At 67.3% G+C, this 20,649-nt stretch carries 18 protein-coding genes, 1 tRNA gene and 2 pseudogenes; 10 read left to right on the top strand and 11 right to left on the bottom strand.

Going from position 1 to position 20,649, the window contains the following annotated elements:
• Positions 1-185 precede the first annotated feature (185 nt).
• Positions 186-444: pseudogene (locus ACWEVN_RS33530) on the bottom strand (arsenate reductase/protein-tyrosine-phosphatase family protein); the annotation flags it as partial.
• A 44-nt stretch (positions 445-488) separates the two neighbouring features.
• Here ACWEVN_RS33530 and ACWEVN_RS33525 point away from each other — a divergent pair.
• The 3 genes from ACWEVN_RS33525 to ACWEVN_RS33515 all read left to right on the top strand — a co-directional run bounded on the left by ACWEVN_RS33525 (position 489) and on the right by ACWEVN_RS33515 (position 4,842).
• On the top strand, positions 489-794 hold the full coding sequence (locus ACWEVN_RS33525; RefSeq protein ID WP_452053935.1) for a hypothetical protein: 306 nt from the start codon (positions 489-491) through the stop codon (positions 792-794).
• Between the two features lie 527 nt (positions 795-1,321).
• On the top strand, positions 1,322-1,645 hold the full coding sequence (locus ACWEVN_RS33520; protein ID WP_452053934.1) for a trypco2 family protein: 324 nt from the start codon (positions 1,322-1,324) through the stop codon (positions 1,643-1,645).
• Positions 1,646-1,662: 17 nt separating this feature from the next.
• A complete protein-coding gene (locus ACWEVN_RS33515) occupies positions 1,663-4,842 on the top strand; it encodes a S1 family peptidase (RefSeq protein WP_452053933.1) in 3,180 nt (1,059 codons plus the stop codon).
• 102 nt (positions 4,843-4,944) lie between these two features.
• Here ACWEVN_RS33515 and ACWEVN_RS33510 read toward each other — a convergent pair whose 3' ends face one another.
• Positions 4,945-5,382: a hypothetical protein gene (locus ACWEVN_RS33510; protein ID WP_452053932.1), complete on the bottom strand. Its 438-nt coding sequence runs from the start codon at positions 5,380-5,382 to the stop codon at positions 4,945-4,947.
• 237 nt (positions 5,383-5,619) lie between these two features.
• Between ACWEVN_RS33510 and ACWEVN_RS33505 the strand changes: the two genes are divergently transcribed.
• Complete coding sequence (locus tag ACWEVN_RS33505; RefSeq protein WP_452053931.1) at positions 5,620-5,751, top strand: hypothetical protein; 132 nt, start codon at positions 5,620-5,622, stop codon at positions 5,749-5,751.
• A 478-nt stretch (positions 5,752-6,229) separates the two neighbouring features.
• Here the strand turns inward: ACWEVN_RS33505 and ACWEVN_RS33500 are convergent, their stop codons facing one another.
• On the bottom strand, positions 6,230-6,664 hold the full coding sequence (locus tag ACWEVN_RS33500; RefSeq protein WP_452053930.1) for a hypothetical protein: 435 nt from the start codon (positions 6,662-6,664) through the stop codon (positions 6,230-6,232).
• A 717-nt stretch (positions 6,665-7,381) separates the two neighbouring features.
• Entirely contained in the window at positions 7,382-10,573 is a 3,192-nt protein-coding gene (locus ACWEVN_RS33495; protein ID WP_452053929.1) for a DEAD/DEAH box helicase, read from the bottom strand.
• 518 nt (positions 10,574-11,091) lie between these two features.
• On the opposite strand from ACWEVN_RS33495, the gene ACWEVN_RS33490 reads away from it, so the two are divergent.
• Positions 11,092-11,544, top strand: coding sequence for a hypothetical protein (locus ACWEVN_RS33490; protein WP_452053928.1), 453 nt, complete (start codon positions 11,092-11,094; stop codon positions 11,542-11,544).
• A 36-nt stretch (positions 11,545-11,580) separates the two neighbouring features.
• Here the strand turns inward: ACWEVN_RS33490 and ACWEVN_RS33485 are convergent, their stop codons facing one another.
• The 3 genes from ACWEVN_RS33485 to ACWEVN_RS33475 all read right to left on the bottom strand — a co-directional run bounded on the left by ACWEVN_RS33485 (position 11,581) and on the right by ACWEVN_RS33475 (position 13,324).
• Positions 11,581-12,639 carry a tyrosine-type recombinase/integrase gene (locus ACWEVN_RS33485; protein WP_452053927.1) on the bottom strand — a complete coding sequence of 353 codons (1,059 nt, stop codon included), beginning with the start codon at positions 12,637-12,639 and terminating at the stop codon, positions 11,581-11,583.
• Positions 12,636-13,100: a hypothetical protein gene (locus tag ACWEVN_RS33480; RefSeq protein ID WP_452053926.1), complete on the bottom strand. Its 465-nt coding sequence runs from the start codon at positions 13,098-13,100 to the stop codon at positions 12,636-12,638. Before ACWEVN_RS33480 ends, ACWEVN_RS33485 begins: the two co-directional genes overlap by 4 nt.
• Before the next feature lie 140 nt (positions 13,101-13,240).
• A tRNA-Leu gene (locus ACWEVN_RS33475) sits at positions 13,241-13,324 on the bottom strand.
• Positions 13,325-14,062: 738 nt separating this feature from the next.
• Here ACWEVN_RS33475 and ACWEVN_RS33470 point away from each other — a divergent pair.
• Positions 14,063-14,371 carry a cellulose binding domain-containing protein gene (locus ACWEVN_RS33470; RefSeq protein WP_449683793.1) on the top strand — a complete coding sequence of 103 codons (309 nt, stop codon included), beginning with the start codon at positions 14,063-14,065 and terminating at the stop codon, positions 14,369-14,371.
• On the opposite strand, the gene ACWEVN_RS33465 is transcribed toward ACWEVN_RS33470, so the two are convergent.
• Positions 14,368-15,258: a LysR family transcriptional regulator gene (locus ACWEVN_RS33465; protein WP_452053925.1), complete on the bottom strand. Its 891-nt coding sequence runs from the start codon at positions 15,256-15,258 to the stop codon at positions 14,368-14,370. The genes ACWEVN_RS33470 and ACWEVN_RS33465 overlap by 4 nt on opposite strands.
• Positions 15,259-15,348: 90 nt before the next feature.
• Between ACWEVN_RS33465 and mdlC the strand changes: the two genes are divergently transcribed.
• From mdlC to ACWEVN_RS33445, 4 genes are read left to right on the top strand one after another with little or no spacing between them, the layout of a single operon-like run.
• On the top strand, positions 15,349-16,917 hold the full coding sequence (gene mdlC / locus ACWEVN_RS33460; protein WP_452053924.1) for a benzoylformate decarboxylase: 1,569 nt from the start codon (positions 15,349-15,351) through the stop codon (positions 16,915-16,917).
• Between the two features lie 2 nt (positions 16,918-16,919).
• Positions 16,920-18,347: a benzaldehyde dehydrogenase gene (locus ACWEVN_RS33455; RefSeq protein WP_452053923.1), complete on the top strand. Its 1,428-nt coding sequence runs from the start codon at positions 16,920-16,922 to the stop codon at positions 18,345-18,347.
• Between the two features lie 10 nt (positions 18,348-18,357).
• Positions 18,358-19,569, top strand: coding sequence for an MFS transporter (locus ACWEVN_RS33450; RefSeq protein WP_449683789.1), 1,212 nt, complete (start codon positions 18,358-18,360; stop codon positions 19,567-19,569).
• A 31-nt stretch (positions 19,570-19,600) separates the two neighbouring features.
• The gene (locus ACWEVN_RS33445; protein ID WP_449683788.1) at positions 19,601-19,762 is read left to right on the top strand and encodes a hypothetical protein; all 162 of its coding nucleotides are present in this window, start codon (positions 19,601-19,603) and stop codon (positions 19,760-19,762) included.
• Here ACWEVN_RS33445 and ACWEVN_RS33440 read toward each other — a convergent pair.
• From ACWEVN_RS33440 to ACWEVN_RS33430, 3 genes and pseudogenes are all read right to left on the bottom strand, one after another.
• On the bottom strand, positions 19,759-19,932 hold the full coding sequence (locus ACWEVN_RS33440; RefSeq protein WP_310971569.1) for a hypothetical protein: 174 nt from the start codon (positions 19,930-19,932) through the stop codon (positions 19,759-19,761). The two genes, ACWEVN_RS33445 and ACWEVN_RS33440, sit on opposite strands and share 4 nt — an antisense overlap.
• Before the next feature lie 29 nt (positions 19,933-19,961).
• A complete protein-coding gene (locus ACWEVN_RS33435; protein ID WP_452053922.1) occupies positions 19,962-20,195 on the bottom strand; it encodes a DUF6480 family protein in 234 nt (77 codons plus the stop codon).
• Between the two features lie 135 nt (positions 20,196-20,330).
• A pseudogene (locus ACWEVN_RS33430) lies at positions 20,331-20,649 on the bottom strand (HSP18 transcriptional regulator); the annotation flags it as partial.

Raw genomic sequence — 20,649 nt, 5'->3', positions numbered from 1 at the left:
TGACGTCAGAATTCACCGACATTGATCATGCTCTGAGCCCCGGAGTGACGTCGAGATTCACGAGCATCTGACGTCAGCAAACACAGTCACGGCCACGTGGCGGGGGCGCTGGCGCAAGCGCGAACGGCAGGACGCCTTTCCCCTGATCACGAGCGCTCCGGCCTGAGCCCCGGCCCGGCGATTCCTCAGCTCGCCGCGGGGGCCAGCTCGGCGAGCAGGGCCCGGACTCGCCGGTCGATCTCGTCCCAGATCGGGCGGACGTGCTCGATGGCCGGCGGGGTCGTCGAGCTGCCAGTCGAGGTAGCGCTTGCCGGGGAAGATCGGACAGGCGTCGCCGCAGCCAATGGTGATCACCACGTCGGCGGCGTCGACTGCGTCGGTGGTCAGGCGCTTGGGGAACTCGCGGGAGACGTCGATCCCAAGCTCGGCCATGACCGCGACCAGCACGACATCGCCCGGCTACTCGCCGGCACATTCACGGAGACCCCATGACCCGTCACGCCGGCCTGCCAACCGCCGATGACGTCCAGGCTGTCCTCTCCACCATGGCCCGCGATGGCAACCCGGTCAGCGTGCTCGTCCTCGCCCGGCGCCTCGGCCTGGCCAACACCACCTTCCGCCGCAACTTCCCCGACGTGGTCGCACAGCTTGCCCCGCATACACCTGCGGCAGCCAGCCCGCCCGCCCGGATCAACTCTGGGGGAGCCCGCGACCTCGCGCATGCTAACGCCGTGCTGCGAATCCAGAACCGCGACCTTCGCCGCCAACTGGACCTCGCCTGCGCCCAGATCTAACGCCTGGCACTCGAAAACGATCAGCTCCGCGAAATGGCCCATGTCACGGCACGTGTTATCACCCTCGAACACAAGTAGATCATGAGCCGAGCACGACTGGGACAATATGCCGCGCGAGACAAGATCAATCCAGGCGGTTCGCGTCCTGAAGTGGGAGCGTTCACGTTCACCGACCTGCTCAGGCTGTTACAGCACGTCAGCCGCAACGCCTCCCGCGACGGCTACTCACTCCACCAGCCACAGGCGTGGTAGACCGCCTCACCGACCCGCGCCGGGATTCTCGGAGATCCGCTGCCTGAAATAACGGCTAGATCATCGTTCCGTAAGCCACACGCCCTGCGAAGTGCGCGCAGACGGCTACGAGCGCGAGTTTCACCCCCAGCCTGTCGCTTAGTGACGCCAGACTGACTGATAGTAATCGAACACCGGCGTAGCTGCCTGGATGGGCGTTTGCGACAATCTGCTCACCCGGCGCCGCGCCCGGTCGGGACGGTGTAACTGCGCCGGTGCCAATGACGACTTCGACGGTGAACCCGAAGATCGGAGTGCTGATGGAAATTGATCTTGCAGAAGCAGTCGAGGCAGTGCGCACTGAACTGCGAAATGCGGTGGAGGCCGGGGACAACTCTGACATACAGTTCCCTATAACTGGTGTCCAAATGGAGTTCCACGTTGGCATCAAGAAGACCACCGACGGCAAGGCGGGACTCAAGTTCTGGGTCGTCGAACTGGGCGCTGGCGGGGGTTTTGCGCACGAGACAGTTCAGAAGGTGACAGTGAACTTCGGTTCGCCCGTGGACAGCAGTGGAACGCCGATCAAAGTCGCCAAGCAGGATTCGCAGAAGCCGTGAGCACAGACCCAGTACTCATGGACCAGGTCGTCGAAGTCTTGCACCACAACAAAGGCCGCTGGCACGTGGGTTCCGGGTTTGTAGTACGAGAGGGAATCGTCCTCACCGCCGCGCACGTCGTCGGCGAGGGCACTGTGCTTGTGCGGTTCCGTGGCAACGACGAGCACCCGGCTCGGCTGTGCCGCCTGCCGAGTGGGCGGCCTGCGCTCGACGAGAGCGCTGATTTGGCGGTGGTCGGGCTCGACGAAGGTCGCCGCGTCACGGCCGTGACGTTCGCAGTGCTGCGCGGCGATCCCACACTCCGCGGGCCGAACTTGCGGGACTGCGTCGCATTCGGGTTCCCGGCCTTCGCCGAGAAGGTGCGGCCCCAGCACGACAAGCGACTGCGCGAGATGGTGCGTGTCGACGGATACGTCCCAATGGGGGAAGGTATAGTTGAAGGCCTCGCTACACTACGGGTGCCAGATGCGCCGCGGGACGCACCGATTCCCGAGGGACACCTCGCGAAATCATCCTGGCAGGGCATCTCCGGGGCAGTGGTATTCGCCGACGGACACGCGATCGGCGTGATTAGCGAACACCACCGGCCTGCGGGCGTAAATGGGCTTACAGTTGTTCCACTGACTAGGCTCGACTTCGTTAAGGAGAGCACGTCCTGGTGGGAGCTACTTGGCGTGGCCAACCGCGCCGAGCTGCCGCAGCTGCCCGCATTCGTTCGCTCGGAAGTGCGGCTGCAGAATGCCGAAGCCACTGTGGACACCAGCACGCTTCACAAGGGCTCAACCTTGCCCGAGGGCCCACGGCGAATAGAAACACCGAGGTACGAATTTTACGCCGTACCGCCATATGTCGGCGGTGTCTCGTTCACAGGCCGAGTGAGCTACTTGGACAAGCTGGACAATTGGGCACGGTCAAGCGACCCCGTCCTAGTGATCGAATCAATAGGTGGAATGGGGAAGAGTGCGCTCGCCTGGGAATGGGCCGCGCACCATGCGAGCATGATCGGCTTACGTGGGCGCTTCTGGTGGAGCTTCTATGAAGGCACAGCGTCCATGGCAGACTTCATGGTAGAAGCGTTGGCATACCTGACGGCCCGCCAGCCCGGAGATGTACGCAAGCTCGATCGCGCGGATCTCGCCAGGCAATTCCACGCCGTATTGTGCACTGAACCACATTTGCTGGTGCTGGACGGATTCGAACGGCTACTGGCCGCCTACCATCAAATTGACGCATCAAAACTCCACGACGATGACCTTGACCTTGATCGTCGATCTGTTGTCGATGACTTCGGGCTTGCGATTATGCGGTCATTAACCAAGGTAACGAGTTCAAAGGTTCTCCTAACGACTAGACTGACCCCTAATGATCTTGAGAACGAATTCAGTAGTTTCTTGCCTGGCGTGCGTCGTCTGCAGCTCGCCGGCCTCAGCGACGCTGACTGCCATGCAATGCTGAAGAAACTCGGCATCCACATCACCCTTTCGGAGTGCGTTCGATTCTTCCAAACGATGGGCAACCACCCACTGCAGGTCGGATTTGTTGCCGGCCTGGTGGCGAAGTACCGAAATGCGCCGATGCATTTCGCTCGCTGGTTGGCAGATCCCGCAGCCGGCGGCGCCCTCAACTTGGCTAGGCTCCCGCTTAAAAGACGTCGGGCACACATTCTCGACGCAGCTTTTCGTGACCTCCATCCCGACGCCGCCGAGGTATTGAAGTATCTCTCAGTTTTCACCAGTTCGATCGAGTGGGAGACTATACGAAAGGTCTACTCGCTTGCTAAGGGATACGAAGATGGCGAAAGTCCGCAGAGTGTAGAGCGGCGACTTGATTGGGCATTGACAGACCTACAGGACCGCTGCCTCATCTGGTGGGATCGCGCGAACAACACCTATGACCTTCACCCTATCGTTCGGGCGTACGCCTATGACCAACTCGATGATGCCAACCGCGTTCGCGCTAACGAGATCGTGCACCAGCACTTCGAAGCATTGCCGCCAGAGAACATCGACTCGGCCACTACCACCAAGGAGCTCTCCCAGACTGTGGCCATGTTTACTGCTCTGGTAGGTGCGAACCGGTTCGGCGAGGCGTGCAGGCTCTGGTCAAGGCGCCTGTCGAAGCCGTACCTCGAACGCATCGGGGCAAACCACGAAATTATTGCTCTTCTGACGCCGTTGCGGCAGACGAATGACATCGATGTCATCGGCGACCTTGCTACAGCATTGGATTTTCTAGGCCATCACGAAGAAGCCATTGAGTTGGAATATGCTCTTCTCAATCAAAACTTAAACTCTGACGATACTGACCTTATTGCAACCTCACTAGCAGCGCTGGCCGTGTGCCATCGATCTTCCGGAAACCTTGTTATAAGTCATCGCTACTCGTTGTTAAAGCGCAAATTGGAAACCAATTTAACCAGGGGTGCTACTCGGCCGACCTGGCTGGGTCTGGCCATTTTGGCTGTCATCCGCGGAAACTCAGGCGAAGCCGAACGGGCATTTCGCATGTTCGGCAACGCGCGCCAAATCTCGGGTTATCCTTGGCTGGAAGGCGACGCCTTCCTCTGGCAAAAGCGTCATAAGTTGATTGCCGGGTCATTAACCGAAGGGGAACTTGTAGCACCCCGCGGCCTGCTGCACGGATGGGTACACCACCGAATGATGGCAAGGCTGCAATATGAGTTACTTATGCAGAACCATGAATATGAACGTGCCATTGCTGCAGCAAAATTGGAAGACGAATGGTCGCGGCGAGTAGGCCTGGGCGCCGATCGGGCGAGGGAGGCTGCTGCCTTAGCGTTGGCAGGCAGATTCAAGGACGCTGACACGGCCACCGAAGAAGCGCTTGCGTGGGAGTCCCGCACACGGCCTAATTGGTACCCATATCACGCAACGGCGACAGCCCTTTGGCTACTCGGACGAGAAGTCGAAGCTTTACACCACGCAAAATCGGCGTACCGACAGGCATGGATGGATGGCGGAGAGTACTCAGACCGCGCTGCCATCAATCTGGCGCGTGAACTTCTAGCGAAAATGGGCGAAAGCCCACCATGCCTGGACACCAGAACAGATCTTCTTACTGCCATGGTACCCGGCGAGGTTGAAGTTCTCGCCTACATCGAGCGTTCGGAAGCTCCTGGCACTACGCACGATGAATGGCTGAGTTTATCTCGGAACGACCCGCCGAGCCTCACCTGAAGGACGACTGAAACTAGGCGGCCGCGACGCGGATAACCACACCGAGAGCGGCGACGACAAACAGCATGTGAACTAGTCAACCCCATACATCACCTCGACGCGTCACGCGCCAGCTTTTTTCTGAATTCGACGTAACGCGCCGAGTTTGGCGACGGCCGGGACGTCTCCGGCGGGCGAGTTGGACTGGATTGCGGCGTGCACGCCCAGCAGCCGCGGCCGCGCGTCTCGGACCCGCACTGCTCCAAGCGGGCGCTGCTGATAAGCGTGCGCCACCCGGTCCAGCGCCTGCAGCCACGGGTGTTGCGCCTGTCGTCCGGAGACGCCGCGCACTGCCAGAAATGTCGTCATCGTGTCCACGCCGGGAACCGACTTGGCGTTGAGCAGGTCGCTGGCGGTCGTCCGTGGAAGAGCGGGTTGCCGGCCGCCTCGCGCCGGCAGCTTCGCGGCGGCATCAGCCAGTTCCCGCAGCAACAGGCCGTTGCGCAGCTGACCGACAGCAGCAGCCAGCTGGGGCAACGGGCCGATCTCCACCGGATCCATGCTTGCCCCCTCCCGTGCCGACCTGCCGCCGTCCGGCGAGGCTAACCGGACAGTGCCTGACACCGTACTCCCGCCGAAAGAGACCCTGCATTCTGCTGGTCCTGCCGCTGCGTGCCATCCAGCCGTCCTGCCGTCCGGGTCGCTACGGAGCCCATGCCAGACCCCGTCCCAGGCTGGTCGGCTGGTCCTTGAGCACGGGCTGGCCAGACTCACGACCCGGGAGAACAGGACATCATCATGTGGACGCCGTTGATCACCCTTATCGCACTGGTACTGCTCACCGCCGCAAGCGCCGCCACGATGGTGGCGCTGACCACCACCGACCATGACCGGCGTCACCGTGCGCTGGCTCTGCTGAAGTCCTGCTGAGGGCTGTACTTGGCAGCGGCGGCGTGCTGGTCGCGGTGATCCGCTTGCACCAGACCGGGCTGCTGTAGCGCCGATCGGTACCACCAGGGGCTTTCGGCGGCCAGCGGTCGTCGGCCGCGAGTACACGTCCGTGCGGACGAGCGGATCACTGCGCGGCATGGTTCGGCGTGTGAGAGTTAGCCCAACCTGTAACCCGCCAGGCGGTCGCAGTGATCCGCAGACAGCAACACTGACGGCGGAGGCACCACATGTCCAGCGCCAGCCGGCCCAGCTGATCACTGACAACGACGCCTCGTCGTCGACCGTGGCCGGCGGCTCGGTCAGCTCACATCGAGTCGTGCACCCGACATCGCGTCCGTCAGCGTCCCGGACCACGGCAGGATCGTGCGTCGTGGAGTGATTGCCGGAGACGGCCCCGGGAGCCGGCCCGGCCACGGCGCGTCCGCAGTCAGGGTGATTATGCGCCGAGTCTCGACGCTTAACTCTCAAGCCCCGCAAGCTCCGCACTCACCGCGTCGAGGAACCGGCCTCGCGGTTCCTGCAGATAGGCCCAGACCGGTTGATCAGCCGGGGCACCTTCCCAGTGAACGCGGTTCAGCGCGATCACCCACTCGTTCATCGTCTGCTTGAGCCTGTCAGAGGCGACTATGGCAAGCCGAGCCTGGAGTATCCATAAGCGGTCGTGCAGTTCACTGGAGGGTTCTCGCCGGTTCACAGCCGCACGTTCAATCGCTTGTCCGACTTCGATCATTGCCTCGCTCACGTGAAGTCGCTCGGCGCGATACCCAGCCGCCCGCGCAGCACGTTCCCGCCTCTCCGCTGCACGGCTCGCAAGATGTTGGCTCGCAATCGTTCCCGTTGTGCCGATCACCGTCCCGAACAGCGTGCCGATCAACACGAGCCAGTTGTTCATACCTTGCCTCCGAATGCGAATCGGGTGCCCGACGCTGGATACTGCGCCACCCTTGCCACTAGGTCCGCTGTTCTCCTAGGCAACAACGTCGCTGGGCGCTCCCAGGTTGCTACACACACCTTCCGTCGGCATCTGCGGCTGTCGTCTTTTCCGCCTCCGTTCGCCCCTACGAGCGACCAGAGCGCCGAGGGTGTCACTGGACGTATGTCCGATTCGGCGCGAGACGCGACACCGGAACTGGAGGTTGATGTCGATCGACTCGCCGAACTCAAGTTGATCGCGGTGGGGATGAGAGTTGCGGTGAGCCAGCGCCCAGAGCCCGCGGCCCGACCGAGGGGGCGCAGAGCCGCGGACCGCGTCAGCGTGCGAAGCTGGCCAAGCGACCCTCTCAAGCCATGCGCCTCCGACGACACGCGCGTTCAACTTGTGACGGGCACCATATCTGCCGCCTTCTCGCGTGACCCATTTCGTGACCCGAAACCGTGTTGAACCGTGTGTTTTCTGGGGTCACGAAAGGCAACCATGAGGGTATAGTGGCTGGTAGAGGCCCTAGGCGACGTCGTCACCCACTCTCCTAAAGTCGGTGTCGCATGCTCGAATCCCGCCCAGGGCACTATCAGGATTGAAGCGGAGTGGCGTCCATTTGGCGGCACTCCCCTCTGCAACGATCCAATCGGCACCACATGTCGCCCTTTCGGGCAGAGGAGAAGCCCACGCTCAATCTGAGCCGTGTACTTCGAACGTGCCCTTGGTGACGGCGCGAACGTACGTCTCGGCGCCGGCCAGCAGTCGAAGCTGCTCGTCTGTGCACCGCGCGGCGCTGAGCCCGGGCTGCACGACCAGCGTCCGCAACCTCGGGAAAAGCAACGGCGCCTGCTCGCGAATCCTGAGCAAAGCGGCACTGTCGCCGACCTCGAATGCCGTCTTGCCGGGATGCCTGCGGCGGTACGCGCGAGTCCGGCGCTCGAGATGCTCAAGCAGTGGCCGGCCACCGCCGTCGCGCCACCGCGCGCCGCGGATCGCCTGACCGCACACTTCGTACAGGTCCTCGAGCCGGGCGCCCGGATCGTCTCCGCTGGAGTACTTGCAGTGCACCAGCGTGATCACCAGATCGTTGCCGTCGACGCGGAGCCCGACCAGGTCCGCGGCCTCCCCCTTGCCGTCATCGTCGATCAGAACGTCGAAGATCCGGTTCCGCTGCAGCTCGCGCACCATGAAGGCCTGAATAGAGTTCTTCTTCCTGTCGACGCCCTGCGATTCGACGCGGATGTTCACCCCCTGCGCCCGCCAGTCGCGGGTGATCAGGTTCGCCGGGTCATAAGGACGAAGCCCTTCCCGGGGCTCCAGCAGCCGGTCGTCCCCGGTGATCATCCGGTCGCCAGACAGGAACAACGTCGGCTTGTGACGGTTGAGCCACTCCGCCAGAGGCACGCTCTCGTCGACTCGCCCCATCGTGGCCGTCGCGTCCCGGCCGGTCGCCGTGTAGTGCAGGCCGTCCGGCCCGACCTCCGCCGAGTAGCCGACCTCCCAGTCCGCGCTGACGAGCGAGAAGACGAACGGACCCGCACTGCCATGGTCGTCGACCCGGAACTCGATGTCCGTGAGAATGTGACTCATGCCGTCGAACTCGGCCCGGGTCGCCGTCCCGGTGCCCAGGTACAGGTCCCACGGCCATTCAAGGGCGAGCAATGGGTGCGGCGGCCGCGCGGTGATCTCGGTGGGAAACAGCATCCGGCGGAAGATCGCAGTCAGATCGAGGGTGCGGTCGCGCAGCTTGGCGCCCTGCCGGTCGCACCACTCCCGCCACTCGAACAGGTTGCGCGCGGTAGCCATCGCCCAGAACCGACCCGACAGCGCAGCGCTGATCGTCACGGACTCGCCGTCCTCGAAGCCCTTCGTCGCGATGTGCGTCTGGGTCTTGTGGTCGCTCTCGGCCTCCTGCAAGGCGGCTTCAACGTCGCTACCGACGTGCATCGAAAACCGCCGGTCCCGATCGCGCGCGTCCAGCAGCCCCAGGTTCGTCGGGATCAGCCGGTCGATGTGCGCGAGGACGCGGAAGGTCCGCATCCCATTCACCGGCGAAGGTTCTTCGTCGAGCACGACTTCGACCAGCCGGTCGTACTTCGCCTTCGTGTTGGAACCGTGGACGTAGAGCATGCCGTGGTCCCGGTCGAAGTAGAGCATGACCAGGTCGAACGACCTGTTCTCCAGCCCGGGAACGCGCCCCCACCTCGGGTCTGCCTCCGCGCGCAGCACGAACCACGCGAAGTCGTTCCCGGTGTTGACGCTGACCAGGTCGTCCAACAACATCCCGGGGTAGACCTGCTTGGCCTTGTCCGGCTCCCACTCGAGCTTCGCCGTCGAATAGGCGATGGCGCTCATCTTCGGTTCGAGCAACCCGATGGGCACCTCGACCGGGGTGTATGGGAAGGATTCGTCGAATTCGCCGACCTCGAGGGCCCGCCGGGTGGCGCGTTCGGTGACGTCGCTGAGGATCACGTCCCAGTCGGGGTCCTCCCGGAGCAGGTCCCGCATCGGCGACAGGGCCATGGCGGGGTCGCGCGCGACGAAGACGCTGGCGCGCCCAATCTCCGTGGGCGATGAGGTACGGGCCAGCCGGCCGATGAGCTGAAGCATCGGGCTCAGAGACTGCCGGCTATCGTGGATGGCTGCGACCTTGAGCGCCGGCAGGTCGAAGCCCTCGCCGAGCATGTCCACGCAGATGACAATCCGGCAGGCGCGGTTGTCGAGGTTCGCCAGCACGGCCTTGCGCTGCTTGACGGTGACAGTGTCGTGGAGGACCGCCGGGCCCAGCTCCGGCGCAAGGTGCTCGTAGAGCTCGAGGATCTCGGCCGCGCGGACCTTCGTCTTCACCCGCGCCAGCAGCACGTGGTCCAGCCCGGCGGCGAGGTCTTCCCGGAGGCGGGCCACCGCCGCGGCCGCGAGTTCCTCGTCAACGTCCTCGATCCCGACGACGGACCGGAACTCGATCGTGCTGAAGTGCCCATCTCGCTGCGCCTCGCGGAGCGGGAACCGGAAGATCACCCGACCCGGGAGCCGGCGGCCGTCGCCACGGAACGGCGTTGCCGTGAACAACAGCGTCCGGGCGCCGGGGAAGCTGCGGATCACGTGCGTCCAGGTGTCCGCCGGCGCGTGGTGCGCTTCGTCAACGATCAGGTGACTGCACACATCGAAGAGAACGCGACGCGCATCCGCGTCGCTGAGATGCAGGACGTGCGGCGTCGCGACGATGACGTTGCACGCGGCGGCGAGCTCGGCCACGTCGGCCACGGATTTGAGTGCGTGCTCAAGCCGACCTACGTTCGGCCGCAGCGCGTGCGGGGCGACGATCTCCAGCTCCTGCAGGACTCCCAGACGCTCGAACTTCGCCGCGATTTGGTCGCGCAACGCAGCCGTCGGCACCACAACCAGCAGCAGCTCGGGCCGGGCGGCTACAGTCCAGGCGAGCATTGTCTCCGTCTTGCCCGTGCCGGTCGGCATGACCACCAGCGCGGGCTCGTCCACACCAGACGCCTGGAAGCCGACGATGGCGTGCAGGGCGCCGATCTGCGGCCGACGCAGGCTGTTCGGCTCATCGTGTGACCGGAACCCGATGGCCTCGGCGAACGACTCCCTGACCGCTTCAGGCGGCACCGGTGCACGCGAGCCGGACCAGGAAATCCGGTGCGTCGCTTGGTCGACCGTGGGGAGTCCGGCGGTGAGCGGGCCGTCTTCGGCGGCCGTCGCTCCCCGGACCGCCGGCCACGTTCCGAACCGGCCGCTCACGGCCAATTCGCCGGGCTTGTCGACAACCGTCCAGTCAGCCGCGGCCGGTACAAGGAGCTGCCGAACATCGTTTCCACCACACCGACGCGAGCGAGCCCAGACATTGGCGGTCTGGATCTTCATTCCGGACTTGCACTCCTCGCCTCGACATCGCCGACTTCCTGTGCGGCGGCAGCAACCGATCGGCACACGGCCCCGGCCCCGGCCCCGGCCCAAGATTACCGGCACAACATTCACTCGAATGAGTGGAATTTTTTTGCGTGAGGCGCGAAATCCGTCAGCGCGGCTCACTCCTTCTCCCCCGCTCCGCCCCGTCGGGCCGCCGTCAACGCTGTCCGCCAGCGCAACTGGTCGAGGCGTTCCTGGTCGCCCTGCACCTCGAAGCGGGTAGCGCTGATGTCCGCCCACATCGTTCCGAAGCTCAGATTCAAGATTGGGCAATCACAGCTAGACTCAATTACGTTCAGCCCCGCGCATGACGCCGTCGGACGCTGCTTCGCATCGCCCTCCCACGCGAGAGTTCTGGGACAGTCATGTCACATGATCGGGAACGTGGAACTGGCGAAGGCCCAATGCCTGTCGCCGCCGACGCAGCCAAAGCGGTTCCGTGCTCGACATCGGAAGGAGCGGGCAACAGGATCGTGGCGTCGCTGCTCTTACCGGAGCGGAGGCACAGCGCCGAACCCGTGGTTCCCCTGCCGGTTGCCGATCTGGGCCCGGTGGTGGAGCGTGGCTCGGTCGCGTTCAGCCTGGTCCGGGTCGGCTTGAACGGCGTGGTCGCGGCGCGGGTCGCGTTGGAGCGGCTGAGTTGGGCTCCGGGCCGCCCCCTGCGGCTCTCTGTGTCCTCTGGGCTGCTCGTGGTAGCGCCGAGCGAGAAGCCGTCGGCCGCGTCAGTTCCGCCCAGGATGAATTTGACCTTGCCAGCCCGGCTGCGGGCGCGGTGCCGCATCCGGGCAGAGGATCAGGTGCTTCTCGCTGCCGTGCTGGAGCACGACCTGCTGGTCGTCTACCCGCAGCACGTGTTGTACACAATGGTCACCGCCTTCCACGACAACCTCGTCGACATCCCCGACAGGACCGCTCACAGCGACTAAGGCGGACACGGTCTGCACGACCGCGCCCGTCTTCGATCACTCGGTCGTCGTCCGCGGCATGCGGACCGGTGCAAGGGGGTGTGGTTCCCCAGTGAGTGCGGCCAGAGCTTCGGCGACTTCGCTGATGTCGGCCTTGACGTAGGTGGTGGTCGTCAGGTCGCCGCCGGACTCGGCGTGTCCGGCGTAGGCGCGGGCGATGCCGATGCCGAAGTTGCGCTCGACCCAGGTCAGTGTGGTGTGACGCAGCCAGTGGGCGCTGACCTGCAGTGACCGTGCCCAATCCAGTGTTTTCTGGACACGGCCGAAGATGTAATCGTAGCGGCGCTTGGTGATCGGGTTGCCGTTGGCGTAGCGCAGCAGCTGGCTTTCGGGGTTGCCGTCGCCGCGTTCGTCGAAGTGGGCAATGAGGTGCCGGATCAGGGTCGGCGAGATCGGTTGCCAGCGTTCGGTCTCGCCTTTCTCTCGCAGCAGGATCGTGCATTGCGTCTGGTCGAGATCGCGGCGGCGCAAGGCGAGTGCGCCGCCACGTCGGCAGGCACTCTCCTCGTGCAGCCGGCAGATCAGCGCATCCAGCTCCGGGTCGTCGCCGGTGCCGGAAACGATGTCGTTGAGCTCGTTGACCCGGTCGGACGCGAGGGCTCGGCGGGTGGAGGCGTTGCGCCGGGGTTTGGTGACCCGCATGGCCGGGTTGGCGCGCTCGTCGAGGCGTCCATCGTTGACCAGGTGCTTGTAGAGACAGCGCATGGCGGCGACGAAGTTCTCCGCCGCGTTGCGTCCGCCGCGCGAGTTGCGGCGGACGCGAGCAGTGCTGCGGACGTGCTCGGCCATCGCCTTGATCTCGCTGGCCGTGATCGTGTCCATGGGCCGTCCGCCCCACCTGGCTTCGGCCTTCTTCCAGTACGACCCGTAGGAGCTGGCCGTGCTCGGCGACACGAGGCCCGCGACGACGGAAATCCATTCGGCCAGCGTCGGCATCGGCGGGCGCTCGTCGTCGGTGTTGCCGGTGGCTGCGTCACCGATGAGGTCGGCGGGATCCACGCCGAGGCGTGACAGCAGCAGCCGCGCCGCTTCGAGATCTTGAGTGGTCGCGGTCATGACGCCTCCTCGGGGGCGGCCAGCGAGGTGTGAAAGGTGCGCAGCATCGCCTGCACGGCAGCTTCGGGATGCACGATGAGCACGTCGTGGACGGGGTCGGCGACCAGCAGCAGGCGGCTGCCCGCCAGGGCTCCGCAGCCGCGGCGCACTGGAGCCGGGAGCGCGACGTAGGGCTTGCGGGGCATGACGAATACCCCGTCCGGGCGGCGGCGGATCACCACCGAGGTTTGGACGAGGGTGATCAGCAGGCGGTCCCCTGGGCTCCAGCCGAGGGCGGCGACTGCGCCGCGGTCCTGCAGTCGCCCTCCCCCGTCCATCAGCGCGATCGACAGCCGCGGACCATCCGCTGCATGGAGATCACGCAACGGCGGCAAGCCCATCGGGACAGGCAACGAAGCCACGCGTTCCGGGTCAGGTGCCGTGATCCGGCTGGGCAGGGCCAAGGAGGGGATGCTGGTCATGCGACACCTCCCCGACGTGCTGCGCGAGGGGAGGGCGCGGTCAAGATCAGCGTAGCCGAGATCGACGGGAGCTGAACGCGAGAAAGACCCGCCGTGGCGGGCCAGTTACTCTGTGGTTTGGGAGATCTCCCACGTATTTGTGTCCGAGGGGGGACTTGAACCCCCACGCCCGTTAAGGGCACTAGCACCTCAAGCTAGCGCGTCTGCCATTCCGCCACTCGGACCTGCTGAAGAAAGAGTATACGGCCACTCCGCCCCCTCGTTCAGGGGGGTGTCGATCCACCTCTCACCCTCGTCTGGCATGATCGGCGGTTTTCGACGGGCTGCATCGATCCAGTCGCCCTGGAGCTGCGCAGGTGGGCGGGTCGCGAGCGGCGAACACATGGTTTACAAGACCGCTTCGGCTTCCTAGGATTCGCCGGGCAAGACAGCGCGTTCGAGCGCCCTCGCCGAGTGGAGGTTGCGGTATGGCGCGCGCCGGCCGGTCTGATGATGAGTTTTCCGTTGACCAGCTTCTTCGGGAGACTGGGGCCATGCCTCGGTCTCTCGGGGCCTACGTCCCCATCACGCGGGTTCGGGAAGCCGATACCGGGGATGGGTACCGCGAACGGCTCGAGGAACGGGCTCGGGAGGCCGCCGCCGGTCAGCAGCGTGCCGGGCGACGGATTCGGTGGGTCTCCGCCGTCTGCGGGGGCGTTGTCGTCCTCGGGAGCCTGGTCATCATCGCCGTCACCTCGGAGAGCTCTCCCGGGCGGCAGGCCGCCATGGCTCCCGACCCGCTCGCTCCCGCCACCACTCCGCGCACCACCGCCACCGCCGAGGCGCCAAGACCCTCGGCGGTGCCCACCGTGATCCGGCAGACCTCCGCGTCTCCGACCACCACGGCGCCGAAGACCACCGCCTCCAGCCCGTCCCAGGCTGCCCCTCCTCCCCCGCCGCCCGCTCCGGTTGCCTCGTGCTCCGTGCGGTACGACATCACCGACCAGTGGCCCAACGGCTTCACCGCCAACGTCTATGTCACCAACACCGGCAACCAGACGCTCGCCCCGTGGACCTCCACCTGGAACTTCACCGCCGGGCAGCAGGTCACGCACAGCTGGAACGGCGACTACTCGCAGAGCGGCTCGCGGGTCACCATGAAAGCGGTTTCCTACAACCTGACGCTGACCCCGGGCGCGACCGTCAACATCGGCTTCAACGGCTCTTTCGGCCGCGACAACCCCAAGGCCGTCGGCTTCACGCTCAACGGCGCCCGCTGCCAGACGACCTAGGTGAGCACCTCGCGCATGAACTCCACCAGCCAGTGCTGGGCTGGGCTGCGGGCGTGCGTGTGCCGCGTGTAGACCGACACCTGGGCCGGCTCGACCTCCAGCGGCAGCTCGAACAGGCGGACGCGGTGCTCGGCCGCGAACACCTCCGCCACCAGCCGGGGGACCATCGCCACCAGCTCGCCGTCCTGGACCAGGTACGGCAGGGCCGCGAACCGGGTCACCTCGAGCACCACGCGGTCCAGCAGGCCGGATGCCTCGAGCGCGCGGCGCGGGCCGTTGTGGCCCGTCGGGCCGAACACCGTCACGTGGCGCTCCGCCGCGAGCTGGTCGAACGAGACTTCCGACGCAAGCCGCGGGTGGTCGAGTGCCACCATGCCCAGGTAGCCCTCGGAAAACAGCGGGATCCGGGCGACGCGCTGGGAGCTGATCAGCGGGGACGCGATGAACGCGTCGATCTCGCCGCGGCCGAGCTGGTCGGCCGCGCGGTCGACGTCCAACGGCCGGACCGTCAGCGTCACGCCGGGCGCGCGAGACGGCAGCGCCGCCATCAGGCGCGGCAGCAGCGAGATCTCCCCCAGGTCCGACAGGCACAGCGTGAACGCCGCCCGGGCCGTCGACGGCGAGAACGACTTCGCGCCGCTGACCGCCGTCTCGATCTCCGACAGCGCGCTGTGCAACGGCTCGTAGAGCGCGCGGGCGGTCGTCGTGGGCACCAGGCCGCCGCCGGTGCGGCGGAACAGCTCGTCGGAGAACCGGCGCCGCAGCTTCTGCAGGCTGTAGCTGATCGTCGGCTGCGTGACGTGCAGCGACTCGGCCGTCGCCGTCACGCTGCGGGTCTCGTACAGCAGCACGAACGTGCGCACCAGGTTCAGGTCGAAGTCCGGCATATCGATCCCATCGATGAAGCAACGAGCCAACATCTATTGGAACACGGCCGCGGCGCTCCATAGGGTCGGTCCGACTTCAAGGAGGCACCGATGCCCACCGCCCGCCGGCTCGCCCACGAGTTCCTGGACCGCCGAGGCCTGACGACCATCTTCGGCAACCCCGGGTCCAACGAGCTGCCGTTCCTCGCCGAGCTGCCGGAGCACTTCCGGTACGTCCTCGGCCTGCACGAAGGCGCCGTCGTCGGGATGGCCGACGGCTACGCCCAGGCGACCGGCCGCCCGGTGCTGGTCAACCTGCACGCCGCTGCCGGCTCCGGCAACGCGATGGGCGCGCTCACCAACGCCGTCTACTCCCGTTCTCCCCTGGTGCTCACCGCCGGCCAGCAGGTCCGGACGGCGATCGGGCTGGAGGCGATGCTCGCCAACGTCGAGGCGACGCAGCTGATGCGGCCGCTGGTCGCCTGGTCGGGTGAGCCGAGCTGCGCCGCCGACGTCCCGCGTTCGCTCGCCCAGGCGGTGTTCGAGGCCGAGCTGCACCGGCGGCCGAGCTACCTCTCGGTGCCCTACGACGACTGGGCCGTCGAACTGACCGAAACCGCGACGCTCGACCGGCAGGTCCACAAAGGTCTCGCACCGAGCGAAGCCCAGCTGGACGACCTCGTCGGGAGCGTTGCCGCGGCGAAGAACCCGGCGCTGGTGCTGGGCGGTGACATCGACGCCACCGGGCTCTTCGACCGGGCCGTCGCGCTGGCCGAGCACCTCGGGCTGCCGACCTGGGTGGCGCCGTCGCCGCACCGGCTGCCGTTCCCCCACCGGCACCGGCTCTTCCGCGGCGTGCTGCCCGCCGGCATCGCGCCGGTGTCGGCCGCGCTGACCGGGCACGACCTCGTGCTGGTGCTCGGCGCGCCGGTGTTCCGCTACCACCAGCACGTTCCCGGCGCGTATCTGCCCGAGGGCACCCGGCTGATCCAGGTCACCGACGACTTCGGCGCCGCGGCCCGCGCGCCGATGGGCGAGGCGCTGGTCGCCGATCCTGCGCCGGTGATCGAAGCGTTGCTGGCGAAGATTCCCGCCAGGGAGGCCCAACTCGGCTACGTCGGGAACCCGGAGCCGAAGACCGGCGGGAAGGCGCTGCACCCGGAGCAGGTGTTCGCCGCCCTGCGCGCCACCCAGGCCGACGACACGCGCTACGTCGTCGAGTCGACGTCGACGAACTCGGCCTGGTGGCGGCAGATGGACCTGCGCCGCGAAGGGTCCTACTTCTTCCCCGCCGCCGGTGGGCTCGGCTTCGGTCTGCCCGCCGCGGTCGGCGTCGCGATGGGCAGCCCGGACCGCCCGGTCGTCGGCGTCATCGGCGACGGCTCGGCCAACTACGGCATCACGGCGTTGTGGTCGGCCGCGCACTACCGCGTGCCGGTCACCTTCGTGATCCTGCGCAACGGCGTCTACGGCGCCCTGCGGTGGTTCGGCGAGCTGCTCGGGACGCCGGACGTGCCCGGCACGGAAATCCCCGGGCTCGACTTCACGGCCATCGCCGCCGGTTACGGCGTCGAAGCCACCACCGCCCGCGACGAAGACGACTTGCGTGCCCAGCTCAAGACGACCCCGGACGGCCCGCGGCTGATCCAGGTCGACACCGAACCGACCACACCGGAGTGATCATGACTCTGCTCGATGAGCACTTCGTCCGCGGCACCGGCGGCACCCGGCCGGTCGTCGAACCCGCCACCGGGGCGATCCTGGGCCGGGTGGGCGTCGCGACGCCGGCGGACGCCGCGGAGGCCGCCACGGCGGCCGCGAAGGCCCAGCGCGACTGGGCCCGGCGCAAGCCCGCCGAACGCGCCGCGGTGCTGCGCCGCGCCGGCGAGCTGTGGGAGACGCACGCCGCCGAGGTGCAGGACTGGATCGTCCGCGAAGCCGGTTCGACGCGGCCCAAGGCCGGGATCGAGACCGAGATGGCGGCCGGGATCTGCTTCGAGGCCGCCGCTCTGCCGACGCACCCGCTCGGCGAGGTGCTCAGCACCGGCGAACCCCGCTGGTCGCTGGCCCGCCGCGTCCCGGCCGGCGTGGTTTCGGTGATTTCGCCGTTCAACTTCCCGCTGATCCTGGCCATCCGCTCGGTGGCGCCCGCGCTCGCGCTCGGCAACGCCGTGCTGCTCAAGCCCGACCTGCGCACGGCGGTGTGCGGCGGGGTGAGCATCGTGCGCGTCTTCGAGAAAGCCGGGCTGCCCGAGGGCCTGCTGCACCTGCTGCCGGGGGACGCCGGCGTCGGCGCCGCGGTGGTCGACGCGCCGGAGGTGTCGGTGGTGTCGTTCACCGGCTCGACCGCGGCCGGGCGGAAGGTCGGCGAAGCCGCCGCGCGCTCGCTCAAGCGCGTGCACCTCGAACTCGGCGGCAACAACGCGCTCGTCGTGCTGCCGGGCGCCGACGTCGCCAAGGCCGCCTCCGCCGGCGCGTTCGGCTCGTTCCTGCACCAGGGCCAGATCTGCATGACCACCGGCCGGCACCTCGTGCACGAGTCCCAGGTGGACGAATACGTCGAAGCCCTCGCCGAGAAGGCGCGCCGGCTGCCGGTCGGGAACCCGGCCGAGGGCGACGTCGCGCTCGGCCCGATCATCGACGACCGCCAGCTCGCGCACGTCACCGACGTCGTCGACCGCAGCGTCGCCGCGGGCGCGCAGGTGCTCGCGGGCGGGAAGCCCGACGCGCCGTTCTACCCGCCGACCGTCCTCTTCGGACTCGACGACGCGAGCCCGGCCTGGCGCGAGGAGATCTTCGGCCCGGTCGCGCCGGTGCGCGCCTACCGCGACCTCGACGAGGCCGCCCGGCTGGTCAACGACTCGGAGTACGGCCTGTCGGTCGGCATCCTCGGCGACGTCGGCACGGCGATGCAGCTGGCCGAGGAGGTCCGCTCGGGCAAGGTGCACATCAACGAGCAGACCGTCGGCGACGAGCCGACCGCGCCCTTCGGCGGCGTCGGCGACTCCGGCAACGGCTCCCGCTTCGGCGGGGCGAAAGCCAACATCGAAGCCTTCACCGAGACCCAGTGGCTGACCGTCCGCGCGGACATCGCGCCCTACCCGTTCTGAGGAGACGACCATGACGACGTCCCGTGGCCCGTGGACGGCGGTCCTCTGCTGGCTGACCGTCCTGCTCGAGGGGTACGACCTGGTCGCGCTCGGCGCCACCATCCCGACCCTGCTCAAAAGCGGCTACCTCGGCTTCACCGCGGCCGGCGCGACGGTGGTCGCGACGGTGTCGCTGATCGGCGTGGCCGTCGGCGCCGCCGGCCTCGGCCCGCTCACCGACCGGTTCGGCCGCCGCGTGCTGCTCATCGGCTCGGTGCTGTTGTTCTCGCTGTTCACCCTGCTGACGCCGCTCGCGCCGAACGTCGCGACGTTCGGGATCTTCCGGTTCGTCGCCGGGCTCGGGCTCGGCGCGTGCATGCCGGTGGCGCTGACCGTGATGTCGGAGAACCTGCCGGCCCGGCGGCGCGCCAGCGCGAGCACGTTCACCATGACCGGCTACCACGTCGGCGCGGTGCTGACGTCAGTGCTCGCGCTGTCCGCGAAGGAGGACTGGCACCTGCTGTTCTACGGCGGCGGGATCGTCGGCCTGCTCGCCGTGCCGCTGATGTGGTGGAAGCTGCCGGAGTCCGCGGCCTACCTCGCGGCGCGCGAGACGGCCGAGCGCGTGGGGTTGCGCGACCTGCTCGGCGGCCGGTTCCGGCGGATCAGCATCGCCGTGTGGACCGGTTCGTTCATGGGCCTGCTGCTGGTCTACGGGCTCAACACCTGGCTGCCGCAGCTGATGCGCACGGCGGGCTACCCGATTTCGACGTCGATCACGCTGCTGCTGGTGCTCAACATCGGCGCGGTGCTCGGGCTGGTGCTGGCCGGCACGATCGCCGACCGGTTCGGGATCCGCCCGATCGCCCGGATCTGGTTCGGCGCCGGAGCGGTGCTCCTGGCGGCGCTGAGCCTGCGGATCGGCAATGCGTTCGTGCTCAACGCAGTCGTGCTGCTGACCGGCGTGTTCGTGTTCTCCGCGCAGGTGCTGATCTACGGCTACGTCGCGCAGGCGTTCCCGGCGCACGTCCGGGGCACCGCGCTGGGGCTGACGTCGGCGGTCGGCCGGCTGGGCTCGATCCTCGGGCCGTTCGTCACCGGGGCGCTGGTCACGGCCGGGATCGCGTATCCGTGGGGCTTCTACTTCTTCGCCGTCGTGGCCGTTCTGGGGCTGGGCGCGATGGTGCTGCTGCGCGGGGGAACGCCGGCCGAGGAACGGTTGACGCCGATCTCCGCCGGGTAACCGCCGAGGATCGGCCACCCGAGGAGGAACGATGTCGCAGCCCCACGACGAAACCGGCGAAGTGGACTCGAGCGGGAATCCGGTCGAGGAGCCACCTCGCCGTGCAGAGCCCGACGGGCCGCTGGAAGACGAAGACGCGAAGGCGCGGCCGGGACATCCGGCCACGCAGGAGAACTTCCGCGGCGGCGACTAGACCGTGTCCTCCGGACGGCGGCGCCCCAGCGTCGCCTCCGGGTGCTCGGTGCGGCGGTCGGAGTCGCGCAGGACCTCGCGGGCCTGGCCCTCGGGGTCCGCGCTCTCGACGGCCTGTTCTTCGGGCAGCAGTTCGGCGCGGGTTTCGGTGCGGTCGGGCGTGTCGTCCATGGTCGACGGGTACCCGGTCCGGACCGGTCTCAGACACTCAGCCAGCCGACGGCGAGCGCGATGACCAGGCCGGCGACCATGAGCACGAGCACGCCGGTGAGGATCAGCCACAGGACCGGCATCGCCTTGGACGGCATCGGCTGCGGGTGCGAAAGGCCGGACGTTTGGGCGGAGTCGGGCGGGGTGCTGCCCGGGGGCACGCCGCCCCCGGGCTCCAGGTCCGGGGTCCGGCGTGGATCCGGATCCGGCGGTTGGGCGGTCATGGGATACGTCCTTCCGTCGCTTCCGCGGCGGGTGCCCGGCCGGGGGCCGGGCAAACCCCGGCTCCCTCCCGCGGGCGGCGGTTGCCGGCCGTGTTTCGGCGCAACCCGGCCGGGCCGCCCCCGACAACCCCCGCCTCACTCCCGCGAACGCCGGCTACCAGCCGCATCCCGGCGCAGCTGGTCCGTCTGAGCCGAGATCTCGCCGAGCTGCTCGGCCAGGCCGGCGTGCGCGCCCCTCAGGTGTGGCTGGGCTGCGGCCAGCGGGGGGAGCAGCATCGCCGGATCGTCGTCGCCGAGGGCTGCTCCGAGGCGGTCCGCGCTCTCCTGGGCTGCCGGGCCGAGGCCGTCCAAAGCGCTGACGCGGCCGGCCAGCTGGCGCAGGATCGCCGAATTGCGGCGGGCCCAGTCCGCGACCGCCCGGTCGCCCGCGCGGCGGTCGCGTTCCGCGTCCACC

The sequence above is a fragment of the Amycolatopsis sp. NPDC003861 genome, assembly GCF_053605405.1.
The sequence above is the reverse complement of the archived record's forward strand: the minus strand, read 5'-3'. Positions and strand labels throughout refer to the sequence as shown.

Coding starts and splice junctions, on each gene's coding strand:
- ACWEVN_RS33515 (WP_452053933.1), top strand. CDS start 1,663: ATGGACCAGGTCGTCGAAGTCTTGCACCACAACAAAGGCCGCTGGCAC.
- ACWEVN_RS33495 (WP_452053929.1), bottom strand. CDS start 10,573: ATGAAGATCCAGACCGCCAATGTCTGGGCTCGCTCGCGTCGGTGTGGT.
- ACWEVN_RS33485 (WP_452053927.1), bottom strand. CDS start 12,639: ATGACCGCGACCACTCAAGATCTCGAAGCGGCGCGGCTGCTGCTGTCA.
- ACWEVN_RS33525 (WP_452053935.1), top strand. CDS start 489: ATGACCCGTCACGCCGGCCTGCCAACCGCCGATGACGTCCAGGCTGTC.
- ACWEVN_RS33435 (WP_452053922.1), bottom strand. CDS start 20,195: ATGACCGCCCAACCGCCGGATCCGGATCCACGCCGGACCCCGGACCTG.
- ACWEVN_RS33500 (WP_452053930.1), bottom strand. CDS start 6,664: ATGAACAACTGGCTCGTGTTGATCGGCACGCTGTTCGGGACGGTGATC.
- ACWEVN_RS33510 (WP_452053932.1), bottom strand. CDS start 5,382: ATGGATCCGGTGGAGATCGGCCCGTTGCCCCAGCTGGCTGCTGCTGTC.
- ACWEVN_RS33480 (WP_452053926.1), bottom strand. CDS start 13,100: ATGACCAGCATCCCCTCCTTGGCCCTGCCCAGCCGGATCACGGCACCT.
- ACWEVN_RS33440 (WP_310971569.1), bottom strand. CDS start 19,932: ATGGACGACACGCCCGACCGCACCGAAACCCGCGCCGAACTGCTGCCC.
- ACWEVN_RS33465 (WP_452053925.1), bottom strand. CDS start 15,258: ATGCCGGACTTCGACCTGAACCTGGTGCGCACGTTCGTGCTGCTGTAC.
- ACWEVN_RS33505 (WP_452053931.1), top strand. CDS start 5,620: ATGTGGACGCCGTTGATCACCCTTATCGCACTGGTACTGCTCACCGCC.
- ACWEVN_RS33445 (WP_449683788.1), top strand. CDS start 19,601: ATGTCGCAGCCCCACGACGAAACCGGCGAAGTGGACTCGAGCGGGAAT.
- ACWEVN_RS33450 (WP_449683789.1), top strand. CDS start 18,358: ATGACGACGTCCCGTGGCCCGTGGACGGCGGTCCTCTGCTGGCTGACC.
- ACWEVN_RS33455 (WP_452053923.1), top strand. CDS start 16,920: ATGACTCTGCTCGATGAGCACTTCGTCCGCGGCACCGGCGGCACCCGG.
- mdlC (WP_452053924.1), top strand. CDS start 15,349: ATGCCCACCGCCCGCCGGCTCGCCCACGAGTTCCTGGACCGCCGAGGC.